This window comes from Archangium sp. (assembly GCF_045802675.1).
Taxonomy (GTDB): Bacteria; Myxococcota; Myxococcia; order Myxococcales; family Myxococcaceae; genus Archangium.
In genome coordinates, this window is the sequence record NZ_JBJMQO010000020.1 from 1 (window position 1) to 15,369 (window position 15,369).

Genomic DNA, 15,369 nt, shown 5'->3' on the forward strand with positions numbered 1-15,369 from the left:
AACACCCTGCGCCGCTGCGTGCAGGCCTCCGTCGGCAGGTGGCCCGAGTAGGCGCACACCTCCACCTGGGTGAGCTCCGAGGGCACCACCGCGTCGGGGTCCTCGAGCCGCCCCCGAGGCCCCAGGCCCTCGAGGATGTCGAAGAGGAGGGGCCCGGCCGCCTCCGCGCCCACGATGTGCACGCTGGGCGAGTTGTCGAAGTTGCCCACCCACACCACCGCGGTCTGCCGGGGCCCCGAGCCCGCCGCCCACGCATCCCGGTGGCCGAAGCTCGTGCCCGTCTTCCAGTGCACCCGAAGCGGCAGGCCCGTCAGCTTGCGGCGCGCCGGGAAGTCCGGGCGGTCCTTGAGCGACAGCGCGCGCCGGGTGAGCCACGCCGCCCCGGGCGAGAAGAGGGCTTGCGCACCCGGCTCGGACTGCCCCGTCTCCAGCAGCTTCAGCGGACGCGAATGGCCGTTCTCGGCGATGGCCAGGTAGACGCCGGCCACCTCGAGCGGCGTGAGCTCGATGCCGCCCACCGCCGCGGACAGGCCGTAATGGCCCGGGTCCGGATGGAGGCTCGTCACGCCCGACAGCCGCAGCGCCCCCAGGAAGCGCTCCACCCCGAGCCGCTGCAGCAGCTTCACGAAGGGCAGGTTGAGCGACTGCGAGAGCGCGTCCTCCAGGCGCACCAGTCCCTGGAAGCGCCCGTCGAAGTTGCGCGGCGCGTAGGTGCCGTACGAGGCCGGGATGTCCGCCACGAGCTGCTCCGGCCCGGCCAGCCCCTGGTCGATGGCCAGCGCGTAGATGAGCGGCTTGAGCGCCGAGCCCGGCGAGCGCGTCATCGCGAAGCCCGGCAACTGGCCCCCGTGCTCCGTGTCGAAGAAGTCGAAGTTGCCCACCAGCGCGACCACTTCCGCGCGCTCGCGGTCCACCACCACCGCCGTGCCGTTGTGGATGCCCTTCGCACCCAGTTCCGGAGCGGCCTCGCGCATCACCCGCTCCACCAGCCGCTGCGAGCCCGCGTCCAGCGTCGTGCGCAACCGCGCCTGTCCAGGCCGCTGCGCCCGCAGCCACACCGCCGCGTGCGGGGCCTCACGGGGAAAGGGCATGAGCTGCGAGGGCACCGGCGTGGCGCGCACCTCGGCCAGCGCTGCCTCGGGAGTCACCCGCGCGCCCTCGGGCCCGAGCGGCAGCGCCTGCTCGTCGAAGAGCCGCTGCGCCACCTCGTCACGCGCCGCCTTCAGCCGCGCCGCGTTCTCCGGCGTGGGGAAGCGACGGTTGGGGTTCTGCGGCACCGCCAGCAGCGTCGCCATCTCCGCCGGGCTCAAGTGCGTGGCCCGGTGCCCGAAGTACGCCAGCGCCGCCGCCTCGACGCCCTCCACGTTGCGTCCATAGGGCACGAACTGGAGGTAGGCCGCGAGGATCTCCTGCTTGGACAGCCGCAGCTCCAATTGCGCCGCCCGCAGGGACTCGATGGCCTTGGACACGAGCGTGCGCGGCCGGGGCTCCAGCACGCGCACCAGCTGCATGGTCAGCGTGGACGCCCCCGACACCCGCCGGCCCCGCAGCACGTTCGTCACCGCCGCGCGCACCACCGCGAGCGGATCGACGCCGGGGTGCCACTGGAAGCGCTTGTCCTCGAGCGTCAGCAGCGCGTGGACGTACGCCGCGTCCACCTCGTCCAGCACCGTGGGCACCCGCCACCGCTCGTCCGGTGCGAGGAAGACATGGGCGGGCGTGCCGTCCCGGTACTCCACCACCACCGAATGCGGCGCGGCGAGGCGCTCGGGAAGGGGCACGAGCCACGCCATGGCGAGCGCGGCGAGCGTGAGGCCCAGGAGCCAGAGGGCCCCCTGGAGAAGCCTCTTCCGGGAGAAACGAAGTGACGGCATGGGAGAGAAGGCGCGGTGTCCCGCCGGACCTTAGCAGTTCCGCGCCCGCCCGCCCCACTGCCCGAGGAGCCGCGGCTACTGGTGCTCCGGCTCGGGATCCACGTCGACGGACCCGGAGCCCGGCTCGGACAGGTGCCGATGCGCCTGGACCTTCGGCTTGTCCGGGAGGACCCGGGCGGCGGCGCCCATGAGCTTCGTCTTGAGCGAGCCGGCGATGATCTGGCTCTTGCCCGCCATCATCGCCTCGAAGCCCTGGCGAGCGACCTGGGCGGGGTCGTCTTTCTCCTGCTGGCCGACCCGGGTGTCGTCCATGCCCGCGCGATGGAAGAAGTGGGTCTCGGTGGGGCCCGGCATCAGCGAGGTGACGGTGATGCCCGCGTCGGCGAGCTCGTTGCGAATGGCCTCCGCGAACGACGACAGGAAGGCCTTGGACGCGCCATAAACGGCCTCGAAGGGCGCGGGCATGATCGCCGCGATCGACGAGGTGAAGAGGATCCGGCCGCTGCCGCGCTTGACCATGTCCCGGGCCACGCGCTTGGCCAGGTGGACCGACGAGACGACGTTCAGGTTGATGAGGTTGAGCTCATCCTCCAGCTTCGTCTCCGTGAACTCGCCGCCGACGCCGACGCCCGCGTTGATGGCGATGGCATCGACCGGGCGGCCGAGCGACTGGATCTTCGCGTAGAGCTTCTCGACGCCATCGTAGGTCGCGAGATCGACCTTCAGACTCTCCACCTGCGCGCCGTCCGCGAGGGTCCTCGCGGCCTCGGTGATGCCGTCGTCCTCGGCGGCGATCAGCACGTCGAAGCCGTTCTCGACGAACTGCTTCGCTAGCTCGAAGCCGATCCCGCTGGAGGCGCCAGTTACGACGGCGAACTGCCGGGTGCTTCCCTTTTTCGACGAAGCCATCAGTCTTCTCCTGGTGTGGAGCAAAAGACGCTTCGCTCAATGTTCGGACGGCCCTCGCCTCTGGCCACGCCCGGCCCCGCTCGCCACGCGGGTGGACAGGCGGGCGAGCGGGCATCACCGCGGGAGAAATCCGGGAGCCCCTCGAGGACTCCCGGATACAGGAACGGCGGACTACAGCAGGAAGTCCTGCCAGGGGCCGGAGACCTCGACGGTGCCTCCCGCCTCGCGAGCCCAGATGCGCGGCTCGTACATGGCCTCGGCCTCCACGGGCGGCAGCGTGAACTTGCCGGACGTCACCGCGCGCACCGCGTAGACCACCGTCTTCGTCTCGCCCGCGTCCAGGCTGCCAAAGACTTCCACCCGGTCGTCCCGGATGTTCACGTAGTCCGCGCTCCACTGCTCCTCCGCCGAGGCCCACTCCACCTTGCCCCCGCGTCCGAGCCGCGCGTTCTCGATCTCCCAGCCCGCGGGCAGCCGGTCCACCAGCGCGATGTTCTGGATGCGCTCGCCCGAGGTGTTCTTGAGCTGCACCTCCACGTAGACGAGGTCCGCCAGCTTCACCGAGCCGCCCTTCACGTCGAGCTCACTGCCCTCGAGATCGCGGTAGCGGCGCGTGAGCGTGAGGCCCTCGCCGCCCGTGCGGTACTGGCCATCCGCGCGCACACCGTCGCTGGCGAGCACCAGGTAGAGCTTGCCGTCGCCCTTCTCGGGAATCTTCAGCGAGAGGCCCTTGCGCTCGCTCGCGCGCACCAGCGCCCACGTGCGATCCGAGGCGCGCTGCTTGCCCCCGTCCTTCGTGGCCACCTCCTTGCCGTCCGCCGTCAGCACCGGCGGAGCGAACTTCGAGGCCGCGCCCCCCACGCGCTTGCCCAGGCCCGTAATCCCCCAGACGAGCTCCTGCGTGGTGTAGTAGCTGCTGCGCTCCTGCTTGAGGGCCTCGGCCACGCGCTGCGCGAGGGGCTCGCCCGCCGGGTCGTCGCCGAAGAGGTCCTGGAACGTGCTCAGCATGAAGCCGCGCCGGCGCCGGTCCGAGTAGAAGGACCAGCCGTTCCACCGCTCCTCCACCACCGTCGAGACGTCCGGGTTGCGCAGCTCCTTCTCGTAGCGGCGGTCACCGGCCAGGTACAGCGCGGCCTTGAGCGTGAACTCCTGCTCGGCGCGCTGGCCGTTGCTGTAGAACTTCTGGCTGCCGGTCTGGTCGATGAGCTTCTGCACACGCGCCTTGTGGCCCTTGCCGGCCATGGCCAGCACGTAGTGCATGTAGGCCTCGGAGCCGTCGTTGTAATAGCCCGGGCCCGAGCGGCCCTCGCGGCGCGTCACCTGCTGGTTCATCCACTCGAGCGCGTCGTCGATGCGGTCCTGCGGCACCGCGTACTTGCGCTTCTGCGCGTCCAGCAGCATGTGCGTGGCGTAGGCCGTGCCCCACTCCACCGGCTCGGTGGCGCCCGGCCAGTAGGCGAAGCCGCCCGCGGGCGTCTGCATGGAGAGCACCCGGTTCACGCCCGACATCACCATGTCCTCCAGCTTCGCGCTGGCGGTGAGCGTCGGATCCACGCTGTCGATGAGCTCGGAGACGTAGAGCAGCGGGCGCGTGGAGGACGTCGTCTGCTCGATGCAGCCGTGCGGGTACTGCACCAGGTACGAGAGGTGCTGGAAGGACTCGGCGTAGGGATTCGTCGTCACCCAGATCGTCGAGCGCTCGCTGGTGGGCAGCCACCCCTGCAGGTACTGCGACAGGTCCACCGTGCCTGCGGCCAGCTCAATCCGCTGCACCTTGCGCTCGCGCGGGCCCGAGGGCAGGAAGGGCACATCGAGCTGCTCGAAGGAGGTGTGTCCCCCGCCCTCGGCCGTCACCTTGAGGCGCGCGGCGCCCACCGCCTGCACCGCCCTGGCCTGGAAGACGAGCGTGGCCGCCTTGCCGTCCTCGAGCCGCACCTTGCCCTCGCTCTTGCCGAGCAGTTGCAGCGGCGACGCCATGGACGCGGGCATGCTCATGCCCGGCACCGGGAGGTTCTCCGCGGTGAGGGACACCTTCACGTCCTGCGCCTTGCCGGAGAGGTTGGTGAGGAAGACGGGAATCTGGATCTCGTCACCCTGGCTGAGGAAGCGCGGCAGCGTGGTCTGCAGCACGAGCGGATCTCTCACGAGCACCTGCGCGCTGGCGTGGCCGATGCGCTTGGGGCCGCTCGTCACCACCATCACCCGCACCGCGCCGCGGTACTGGGGCAACTTGAAGGGAACGCGCAGCTTGCCGTTGGCGGGCACCGGCAGCACGCCGCTCCAGAGGGCCACCGGCTTCACCGGCTGCACGCGGCCGGAAGCCCCGTCACCGTCGCCGTCACCACCCGTGGAGCGGCTGGCGCCCGCGGGAGGAATCAGCAGCGTCCACCCGAGCGTCTCGTACGTCTGCACGCCGAGGGCGCGCTTGGTGAAGAGCGCCTCCAGCGGATCCGGGCTCTTGAAGCGCGTGAGCGAGAGGATGCCCTCGTCCACCACCGCCACCGTGGCGTAGGTGCCCGGCTCCACCGAGCCCAGCTCCACGTCCACCGGCAGGGAGTCGTTGGAGCGCACCTCCTTGGGCACGTTGAGGGTGACGGCCTGCGTGAAGTCCACCGGCTCGAGCGTCATGCTGGCCACGCCGAAGGCCCGGTCCGGCATGAAGGCCTGCGCGGACTCGAGGTGTGGATCCTTCACCAGGAAGGCACTCACGTAGACGTTGGGCGCGAAGGCCGAGGGCTTGAAGCTCCACGTCACCTCGCCCGGCTCCACGGCCTTCCACTCGGCGGCCTGCACACCGTCGGTCTCGGCGGTGAAGAGCATGCGGCCACGGTAGGGCGCCTTCACCTTCACCGTGATGGCGTCGCCCACCTTCGCCGAGCGCGGCAGCTCCACCGCGAGCGACGTGGGCCGCGCCGGACGCGGCGTCTGGTCCACCCGCGTGGAGGACTCGTCCCACCAGTAGTAGCGGCCGTTGCCCTCGAGGTGCAGGTCCGTCTGCGCCGCGCCGGAGCGCACGCGCACCACGTAGCCCGCCGCGTCCGAGGACGGCGTCACCTGGAAGGAGAACTTCCCGCCCTCGGGCTTGACGGTGATGCGGCCCTCGCGCACGGGGCGCAGGTGGCGCTGGTAGCGCTCCTCGCTGGCCTCCTCGTCGTAGAAGTAGCCGTACTCCTCATCGAGCCGCAGGTACTCCACCTCGAGCGGCTTGAGGGCCTTGCCGTAGAAGGCGCCATTCCAGTCCACCACCGCGCCCGACACGGTGAAGGGCTGGTGGGCCTGCACCTTGTCCACGCTGGCCTGGAGGCCCACGTAGTAGGCCTCGGGGTGCACCGGCACGTTGGCCTCGCCCAGCGTGGAGCGGCCACTGCCCGCCTCGAAGACACTGGCCTGCGCCACCAGCTTCGCCGGGCCCTTGAAGCCGCCCGCGTCCTGCTGCGCCGGGCAACGCACCAGCGTGCGGCCCTTCGCGTCCAGCTCGCCCTTCACCTGCCCCAGCACCGTGGCCTTCGCGTCCGAGCCCTCGGGGCGCCACACGCCATAGGTGTACTGCGCGTTGTCCTTCGGGCGGAACACGGACGGCTCCAGCCGGCACGTCACCTCCACCGGGCTGCTCTCCGCCGAGCCACCAAAGAGGTACGCGGCCTCCACCGTCAGCGGCACCTCCTCGCCCTGCACGTAGCCCGGCTTCTCCGCGCGGGCCGTCACCTTCATGCGCTCGGGGACGAACTCCTCCACGTTGAGGCCGTACGCGCTCACCTGCTGGCCCGCCACGCTCAGCACCACGCGGTAGGCGCCCGTGTCCTGGTAGGCCTCGAAGGGCACGTCCAGCGCCACCAGGCCCGCCTCGTTCGTCTTGAGCGTCACCTTCTTCAGGTCGCGCTCGCGCGGGTCCACCACCTTCAGCTCCACGGGCATGCCGACGGGCGGCGCCACGTCGTCCTGGCCGCGCAGCACCGCCGCCACGTGCGCGGTGTCACCCGGGCGGTACACCCCGCGGTCCGAGTAGATGGAGGCACGGTACGGCTTGTCCGAGCGGTACGGCTCGCCCTGCACGTCCGAGTTGGCGATCTCCGTCTTCAGCTCGCTGTACTTGAGGTAGGTGAAGTCCTCGCCCTTGCGCGCGAGCAGGGCGAAGGGCTCGGCGTTGTCCACGCCCGGAGCGGGCACCGTCAGCTTGCAGCCCTCCGCGCCCCCCGTGGTGCAGCGGGCCACCACCTGGCCGCTCTTCTTCACCAGGGAGACCTCGACGCCGGAGAGGGGCTCGGTGCTCTCCATGCCGAGCGCCCACACGAAGACCTCCTCCTTCGCCTCCGAGCCCCGGGGCGCCATGCCGCGCTTGGCCACCAGGCTCAGGTCGGTGAGGAGGATGCGCGAGGCCGCGGACTTGGAGCCGCCCGAGGCCGTGATCTCCACGAGCCCCTTGGTGTTGGCGGGCACGAGGCTGCCCACATCCAGCCAGGAGGTGGTGAGCGCATCCTGGGCGCCGCGCAGGGGGAGCGACTTGCGCAGCAGGATGTTGGAGGTGCGCTCGTCGGCGGCCTCCTGGCCGTCATTGCTCATCCAGAAGACGAGGTTCTCCTGGGGCACGTTGCGCACCACGAGCTCCACCGAGTCCAGGTTGAGGTGGTTGAGGGGCAGGTTGCGCCAGGCGCTGCGCGGCAGGTAGCGGCCGGTGGAGCCGAAGCTCAGCTGCGGGCTGCGCGCGGAGATGGAGAAGGACCGCTCGTAGGTGGACAGCAGAGAGCCGCCCGTCGCCGAGGTGGCGCCCACGTCGATGCGCATGGCGTAGGAGCCGCGCTTGAAGTCACCGAAGACGCGGAAGCCCCAGCGCGAGGGCGACACGGAGAACTTCACCGGCGGGTTGAAGTGAATCGTGTCCGCGGCCGAGTCCTCGTCGAGGCTGCAGCGCGGGCCACCGCCACCGTAGTAGTCGTAGTCCTCCTCGCCCTCCTCGTGGCTGGGGGCGGCGTCACCCTCCACCTCGCGGCAGCGGACCTCGATGTAATGGCCCGTGGAGCCCTCCTGCGCGTAGGCATTGGTGAGGTCGAGCCGCTTGCCCACCTTCAGCGTGAAGGAGCCCTCGCCCGCGGCCGAGGTGCCGCCATTGCGTCCGGCCGAGGCCAGGCCCGGCTTGAGGGAGAACTTCACCTCGGCGCCCGGACGGAGGCTGGAGCCGCCGAGCGCGGCGGTGACGACATGGCGGTCCGTGGCGTGGGAGCGCAGCTTCACGTCGGAGAGCGACTTGCCGTCGACGGAGAAGGAGGCGAAGCGGCGCACGTTGCCCACGTCCACCGGGCCGGAGAAGACGAGGTCCGCTTCGACCTTGCCCTTGCGCACGTCCATCTGACTGGGCGACAGGCGCAGGAAGGCGAAGCCCGGCGTGGTGAAGGAGCGGCTCCACTCACCGTCGGCCTTGGGCTTCACCACGGTGCCATCGGCCAGCTCGAGCGCGTCGAGCGAGACGGTGTACTGGGTCTTGAAGGCGAAGCTGTCGCTCGGGGTGAAAACGAGCGTGGAGCCGCCGCGGAAGCTCAGCGCGCCGGGCACGTTCGGGGACACGGTGACGACGGTGCCCTTCTTCACCTCGTTGTCCTCGGGGGCCACGGCGCGGGGGAACTCCAGCACCACCTCGCGAGGCAGCATGCCCTCGGAGCCGAGCTCGTGGATGGCGGGGGCGAGGGACTCGGCCGAGGGCGGAGTGCTCGTATTGGACGAGCCGCTGCCACTGGCCGGGGCGCCCGGGATGGAGGACGGGTTGGATGGATCCGTGGAGCTCTTGGACTCATCCTTCTTGCAGCCAGCGAATGCGCCGACCAGCAGCGCCGCCAGCAACCACCGAACAGACCGCGGACCCATGGTGCCTCCGAGAACGAGACTCGGGTTGTGCACGCGCGTTCCCCCCCGAGTGAAATCGCGGGCGACGCTAGGGCGGCTCGAGGTCGGCGGTCAACGACGGGCGCTCGGAGTCACCCGCCATTCCGGGCGGGCGCGGTGTCCAGGTCCCATTGCTCCGGCGAGGACAGGCACACGCCATTGCCCGCGTCATCGGTGCTCACGCAGAAGCGGAATGGGCCGCACGTATCGGGTTGACTCACGAGGCACCGCGGACGGCATCGCCCCTGATGGCAGCGGGATCCTTCCCGACATTCGCCGGACCCATCTTGACCACAAGGCTGCACGCACCGCATCCGCGCCTCGCCCATGACGTGGACGGACATCTCCGCCTCACACACCTGGTTCCCGGGACAGGGCTCACGGGGGCAGCGGCGTCCCCACGCCCGCGCGCACACCGACACGCCGCCCTCACGCTGGATGCACTGCTGGCCTTCGGGACACGCGCGGCCCTCGCACGTGGGCTGACACACGGGCCCATCGGGGTCTCCGCGAGCACAGAAGGAGCCCTCCGGGCACGTCCCCTCCATTCCAGGCACGCACCGTCGGCCGCACCAGCCGGAAATGGAGCAGAAGAGACCCTGAGCACACCCCCATTCCAGCTGGGCAAACTGTGGAAACCGGAGGCACTGCTCGCCCTCCTTGCGCGTGCCCTCGAAGGCACATGCGCGGAGCGCCATCCGCTGCCGCCCGCGCATGGGAATGGAGCGGCAGGCGGTCTGGGCCGGGCACCGGGAGTCCGACTCGCAACCACTGCCCGTGCACCGCCGTTGCTGGTAGCGCGGGTCATGGAAACACACGAACGGAGGATCACACTGCTCGTCATCCTGACAGGGCTGAAGGAGGGTGGGCCGTTCGCGGGCCTCCGCGGGAGACAACCCCGGAGCGAAGCGCCACCCCTCGACCACCCGCTCCAGGGGCGCCCGTCTCCACAGGATGATGAGCCCCACGAGCGGGAGGACCAGCAGCGCCACGGCGGCGAACACCAGTACGGTCCGCCGCTTTTCCCGCCCGACCCTTCGCATCATGCGCGCCATGCTACCGGTACGGTGGACTCCATGAGCACGAGTTCGCCCGCCACCACCGAGGGCAGCGTGCGGTAACGTGCGCCCATGCCATCACAGGAGATTCGTCTCTCGCTCCAGCAGCGCCGGGCCGCATCTTCTCTGCTCATCCTGCTCGCCAACATTGGCATTGGCGGTTGCTTCGAGGCGGGCAACTGCACGCCAGCGGATAACACCCATAGCTGCTGCGTGAAGAACAACCCCATGAACCCGGGGGCCTGCGACGCCATGGAGGAAGCGGAAGGGGTGGCCTTCCGTGTCGTCAAATCCACGGCGAAGCCCCCCATTCTGGGTGGAAAAGTCGCGCTCACGGCCGCCGCCGCGCTCGTACTACATGATGTCGACTCCTTCCAGGCAGCTCGGGCGGACATCGAAAAGATCCTGGTGGACTGCGCACGCTACGCGGAAGAAGAGCTCAATCGGAGGCGGTTGGGTGGAAAGAAGCCAGAAAGGAGCGACTGCGACCAGGAAATCGGGAAGAAACCCAACGGCGATCCGATAACCCAAGCGATGCTCTGGGGATTGGAGAAGCACAAGGAGGCACGCGAGTGTGTGGATAGAGCCTTGACCCAACTGATACCCACGCAATTCAGCCTGGAACAGCGCTACCGCTTCGACCCCGCGACAGGCCAGAAGAGTCTCGTGAGCAAGGAAGCGCGAGACAAGCTCGTGCGACAAGGCCGGGCAAAAGAGCTCGAGGGTACCCTGGAGCCTGACGTCGTCATCCATTCAGGAGACCCATTGCAAGCGTGGGCCGTCTATGACTTCAAGTTTCCCTGCCCGGAGACCAACCTCCCCACCTGGACCAAATATCCCAAGGGACATCCGTACCAGGGGCGCACCCAAGGAGAGATGTACCGGCGAGCCCTGGGGCGCTCGCCTTCTCGTGTGACGCCCTTGGACGGAGTCATTCCGGATTCCCTATGGTGAGCGAACGCTATCCGAAGCTCAGGCAGACCTCGCCCGATGGCCGGTTGATATTGCGCGAGGGCCTCATCCTCTGTTTCTTCATGCGGCGCCCGCACGAAGAACTGTCGGCGGCCGTCACACGTGCTCTCGACCTCTACCTCGATGCCGTGGGGCACGAGAAACTGGGCTGGTACGTGGACATGGGAGGCGGCCTCGACCCCGGAGAATACAAGGGCTGGGCAGGGGACATCCGACCTCTGGATGGCGGACGCTGGGCGAAGGTTCGCGACGAACTGAGCTCCCGCGAGAGCTGCATCCTGCGCTTGGCGGAACACGAGAATCAGGTGGGTGGGTTTCATTTCGAATACCACGGCAGGCCGCGAGAAGACCTCGACCTGCCAGGTTTCGTGAGCGCGGTGTCCTTATGGTTGCCCACCGAATACCTGGAGCAACAGGGCCCCGACCGCGTCAAGGCCCTGGCAGTGGCGCTCGCACAAGAGTTCCCCCTCACCTCTGGCTATGCCAGCCTTGCCTTCAACTCCCTCCTGGAGAGCAAGCCGGTGATGCAGTTCATCCGCGAGCAATGCTGGCGCTATCCAGGCCTGGATGTACATCACCTCGACACCACAGCCATGGACCTGGGTGAGAGGGTACGGGGAGCCTACTGGCTGAACTTCTACGGTCAGCCATTGCTCAATCAACTTGGCGGTGTGGCAGGCCTTCGAGCGCGGCTGACTCTTCCAGAGGTATCCATCGAAGAGGCAGGCGCGCAAAAGGTGCTGGTGTCACTGGGGAAATGGCCTGAGGCAGGAGACGTGGAGCAAAAGAGAGAGATGAAACCGTACCGCGTCCTGGCCCGGGTATTGGAACCCTACCTGTACGAGGAGCCCGATTCCCAGGAGACCGCACGACGCTGGCAGCGCCGCTTCCTCGACTGACCGCCACCCGCGCGGCACGGCCGGCCCGCCCGCGCACCACCTCGAAAGTCACCCCGCCCAACTGCCCCATGAGGTAGAGTGCCCGGGTCCGGAGGCCTTCCGCCCATGACCCTCGCCACCGCGGGCTTCGCCCGTTTCCCCCCTGAGCTGCTCTTCGTCCTCGCCGCCTCGCTGCTGCTCTGGCCTCCGGTGCATCGGGTCCTCCTGCGTCTCACGGCGTGGTGCTTCGAATGGGGCGCCTTCCGCGTGGCCCTCGTCCTCACTCGTGTCCTGGAGTGGCTTCCCCTCGCGGCCTGGATGAGATCCTGGCTGTGGCGGGAGGAGCTCTACGCGCACTCGGCGCTCGGACACACCGAGAGGGCCATCACGGGCGCCCGCCGCCTCGCGGTCCATGCCAAGGCGGATGGGTGTCTGCCTTGCGCCAACTGTGCCATCAACCTCTTCATCAACGCCGGCCTCTATCGGGAGGCACTCGACATCGAACGGAGCTGGCCGGGTCCGTCCCATCCCCCGGAGCCCTCCGCGGCGCGCACGTGGGCCCTGGTGCGCTTCAATCTCGTCGAGGCCGTCTACAACCTCGGGAGCTGGGAGGCCGCCAGCGCCCGTCTGTCCAACCTGGAGGAGGTGGCGCGCGGGGATTCTTTCCTGTGGAACTTCTTCCCCGTCCAGCGAGCGTGGATCCTCGCGCACACCGGACGCGGAGAGGACGCGCTGAGCGCACTCGCCCAGGTGGACTGGCGGCGCCTGCCCCGGCTGTACCGGAGCGAAGCGCACTTCGCCCTCGCCGCCTCGCTGCTGGCGGTGCACCGGTACGAGGAGGCGCGGCGCGAGGCACGCACGGGGTTGAAGCACGCCCGCCGGGTATCGAGCACGCGCAACGGGCTGTTCCTGCTCGGACGCATCACCCTGGAGGCGGGTCAACCGGAGGACGCCCTGCGCTTCTTCGAGGCTGGAGTCTCGCACCCCTACCAGGGCCAGGGGGGTGACGGCTTGCTAGCCTGGGGGGATTGCCTCGCGCAGCTCGGCCGTCATGACGAGGCCCGGGAGGTGTGGCGGCTCGTCCTCACACGAGACAAACAGAGCGGTGCCGCCTCACGGGCGGCCTCCCGGCTCGGGCTCCACGGGCCGGTTTCTCCAAACGGGAGGCACTCGCGCGCTTCACTTCTGGACGTCCAGAAGTGATTATGCATTTTACATGCAACATAACTTCCAGACGTCCAGAAGTGCGGGCCGTCTGGGGCGCACATGCGCTGCCCGGGAGAGTCCCGGTCCAGCCCATCGCAAGCCGCGCTAAGGTGCGCGGCCGATGCCTCTGCCCATCCGGCTGGTGCTGCTACGCCCGCGCAACGCGGAGAACCTGGGGGCTGCCGCCCGGGCCATGAAGAACTGCGGGCTCTCCGAGTGGACCTGGGTCCACCCCGAGGCCGAGGACCTCGCACCCGCGCGCCGGCTCGCCGTCCACGCCGAGGACGTGCTGGAGGCCTCGGGCCGCGCGGACTCGCTCGACGAGGCCGTGGCCGACTGCGTCTGGGTGGTGGGCACCAGCTCGCGCAAGGTGGAGGGCAAGCGCCGGCTGTCTCCCCGCGCCGTGGCCGAGGAGCTGGTGCAGCGCGCCGCCCAGGGGCCCGTGGCCCTCGTCTTCGGCGATGAGCGCAGCGGGCTCACCAACGCCGAGGTCGAGCGCTGTCACGACCTGTCCGCCGTCCCCACCGCCCCCGAGCAGCCCTCCATCAACCTCGCCCAGGCCGTGCTGCTGTACGCCTACGAAATCCGCATGGCCACGCTGGCCGCCTCGCCTCCCCCGGCCGCTCCCCTCCCCGTCGCGGCCACGGACACCGAGCTGACCCAGGTGGAGTCCGCCCTGGAGCAGGCCCTCGTGGCCGGCGGCTTCCTCGTGGACGAGCAGGCCCGGGGGCGCACCGGGCTCAGGGATCTCTTCGCCCCCCTGCGCCGCTCCCGGCTCACGCGCAAGGAGGCGAAGCTGTGGCTCGCCGCCCTGCACACCCTGGCCAAGCGGCTGCGCCCGTAGCCGCGCACTGGGGGACTCCCGGGAGGGGTGATAAAACCCGGCTGCCGCCACCTTCCGGCGGAGACATGGGAGGCAGGATGCGTTGGATTCATGGGCTGTCCGGGGTCGTCCTCTTCACCGCGCTCCAGGCGTGCACGCAGGCACCGGAGGCCCCCCAGGCACCGGCCACGGCCCAGGCCCCGGTGGCGTCCCAGCAGGCCCCGGCGGCGGCCGCTCCGAGGAGCTTCACCGCCACGCTCGTCACCCGCGTCGACGGCAAGGAGGACTCGAGCCAGCTCCTCGTGCGCGGTGACGTGCTGCGTGTCGGGCAGCCCAACGCGGGCGACGCCGACCTCTACGACCTCGGCGCGGGCAAGAAGTGGATCCTCCGTCCGAAGCAGAAGCTGGCGGTCGAGCGCAACGTCCAGCGCTCCCAGGTCATGCTCGCCATGCTCCTGCCCGATGTGAGCGGGAACCCCTGCTCCCAGCATCCCCACATCCTGTGCACGCGCGAGGGCGAGGAGACGGTCGACGGGCGCCCGTTGGTGAAATGGCGGCTCGACCTGGCCAGCGAGAAGCAGGCCCAGAAGGACAACCCGGCCCTGGCGTGGGTGGATCCCTCGCTCGGGGCCATGGTGCGGTTCGCCGCGGAGAAGCAGAAACTGGGCTTCGAGCTGCGCGACCTCAAGGCCGGTCCCGTGGATGAGGCCCTCCTCCAGGTGCCCTCGGACTTCACCCGGGTGGAGGGGGCCACGGCGGCCACGACGCCCTGAGCTACCGCGAGGGGCCCAGGAGCTTCGTCATCAGCTTCGGGTCGTCCGGCAGCAGCCCCGACTTCGGCAGGCGCTCGAGCAGCTTCCTCCAGCGCGCGTCCGCCTTGTACGTCTTCTGGAAGAGCGGCACCGCCTCGTCCACCCTGCCCACGTTGACGAGCGACACCGCGTGCCAGAACACCATCTCCGCGTTGCCCGGCGCGAGCGCCTCGGCCGAGGAGTAGGCCTTCAGCGCCGCCTCGGTGTCGTTGCGCTCGATGGCGAGGTCTCCCTCGTTCATCAGGTTGTAGGCGCGCTGCAGCGTCACCAGCCGGCGCAGCTCCTTGAGGGGCGTGGGAGCGTCCTCCACCCGCAGGTCGAACTTGCGGTCCACCCACGGGCGCCCCGAGGCCTTGCCCGACACCACGATGAGCGCCGCCGACTGACGCCCGCGGATGTCCCCGCCCTGCGCCTCGGCCGCCTCGAGCGCCACGAGCATCCGCTCGGCCAGGTCCCCCTTCGCCTCCCGGAAGGCCTTGGCCATCGCCGGCCACACGGTGTCCTTCTCCATCATGTTGGCCTGCACCGAGAAGTTCTCGCCCACGAGGTGGCCCGCCGCGCTGATGCACTTGTCTCCCGTGTGCGCCGCCACCCGGCCCTTCGCGTCGATCATCGCCACCTGCCGCACCTGGCTCGCCGAGTCCGCGGCCAGCAGCCCCGCGAGGGACTCGGGAGCGCCACGGCCCGCGCGCATCAAATCCAACCCGAGCTTCCCGTACGTCGGGTCCACGAAGGACTGGGTGGCCACCGCGCCCACGCCCGCCTCGGCCCAGGGCACCGTCGAGCCCACCGAGAACCAGTGCGACTGCACCGCCACGCCCAGCTCCCCCGTCTCCGGGTCTCTCGCGACGATGGAGTAGGTGTGCACGGGCCGCCTGGGCACGGGAGCGGAAACGGGCCCGGCGGCGAAGGCCGGCAGGGCGAGCAGGGCGAGCAACGGGATGAAACGCGGCATGGGTCCTC

General features: G+C 69.7%; 9 protein-coding genes. 5 read left to right on the forward strand and 4 right to left on the reverse strand.

The annotated features are described in order from the left end of the window. The 3 genes from pbpC to ACJ8AN_RS04785 form a co-directional block, all read right to left on the reverse strand. Positions 1 to 1,874: penicillin-binding protein 1C (gene pbpC, locus ACJ8AN_RS04775; RefSeq protein WP_407754026.1), on the reverse strand; the 1,874-nt coding region annotated here is incomplete at its 3' end. Positions 1,875 to 1,949: 75 nt separating this feature from the next. After that, on the reverse strand, positions 1,950 to 2,783 hold the full coding sequence (locus ACJ8AN_RS04780) for an SDR family NAD(P)-dependent oxidoreductase (protein WP_407754027.1): 834 nt from the start codon (positions 2,781 to 2,783) through the stop codon (positions 1,950 to 1,952). A gap of 171 nt (positions 2,784 to 2,954) precedes the next feature. Beyond that, positions 2,955 to 8,639 carry an MG2 domain-containing protein gene (locus ACJ8AN_RS04785; RefSeq protein WP_407754028.1) on the reverse strand — a complete coding sequence of 1,895 codons (5,685 nt, stop codon included), beginning with the start codon at positions 8,637 to 8,639 and terminating at the stop codon, positions 2,955 to 2,957. 1,148 nt (positions 8,640 to 9,787) lie between these two features. On the opposite strand from ACJ8AN_RS04785, the gene ACJ8AN_RS04790 reads away from it, so the two are divergent. From ACJ8AN_RS04790 to ACJ8AN_RS04810, 5 genes are all read left to right on the forward strand, one after another. After that, positions 9,788 to 10,669: a hypothetical protein gene (locus ACJ8AN_RS04790; protein WP_407754029.1), complete on the forward strand. Its 882-nt coding sequence runs from the start codon at positions 9,788 to 9,790 to the stop codon at positions 10,667 to 10,669. Beyond that, positions 10,663 to 11,586 (forward strand): type VI immunity family protein, encoded by a 924-nt coding sequence (locus tag ACJ8AN_RS04795; protein ID WP_407754030.1) that lies wholly within the window; start codon positions 10,663 to 10,665, stop codon positions 11,584 to 11,586. The genes ACJ8AN_RS04790 and ACJ8AN_RS04795 overlap by 7 nt, the downstream gene beginning before the upstream one ends. Positions 11,587 to 11,691: 105 nt before the next feature. Then, positions 11,692 to 12,768 (forward strand): hypothetical protein, encoded by a 1,077-nt coding sequence (locus ACJ8AN_RS04800; RefSeq protein ID WP_407754031.1) that lies wholly within the window; start codon positions 11,692 to 11,694, stop codon positions 12,766 to 12,768. A 124-nt stretch (positions 12,769 to 12,892) separates the two neighbouring features. Further along, positions 12,893 to 13,615 (forward strand): RNA methyltransferase, encoded by a 723-nt coding sequence (locus tag ACJ8AN_RS04805; protein WP_407754032.1) that lies wholly within the window; start codon positions 12,893 to 12,895, stop codon positions 13,613 to 13,615. Positions 13,616 to 13,692: 77 nt separating this feature from the next. Continuing rightward, positions 13,693 to 14,367 (forward strand): hypothetical protein, encoded by a 675-nt coding sequence (locus tag ACJ8AN_RS04810; protein ID WP_407754033.1) that lies wholly within the window; start codon positions 13,693 to 13,695, stop codon positions 14,365 to 14,367. Position 14,368: 1 nt separating this feature from the next. On the opposite strand, the gene ACJ8AN_RS04815 is transcribed toward ACJ8AN_RS04810, so the two are convergent. Further along, positions 14,369 to 15,361 (reverse strand): DUF1028 domain-containing protein, encoded by a 993-nt coding sequence (locus tag ACJ8AN_RS04815; RefSeq protein WP_407754034.1) that lies wholly within the window; start codon positions 15,359 to 15,361, stop codon positions 14,369 to 14,371. Between the last annotated feature and the right edge of the window lie 8 nt (positions 15,362 to 15,369).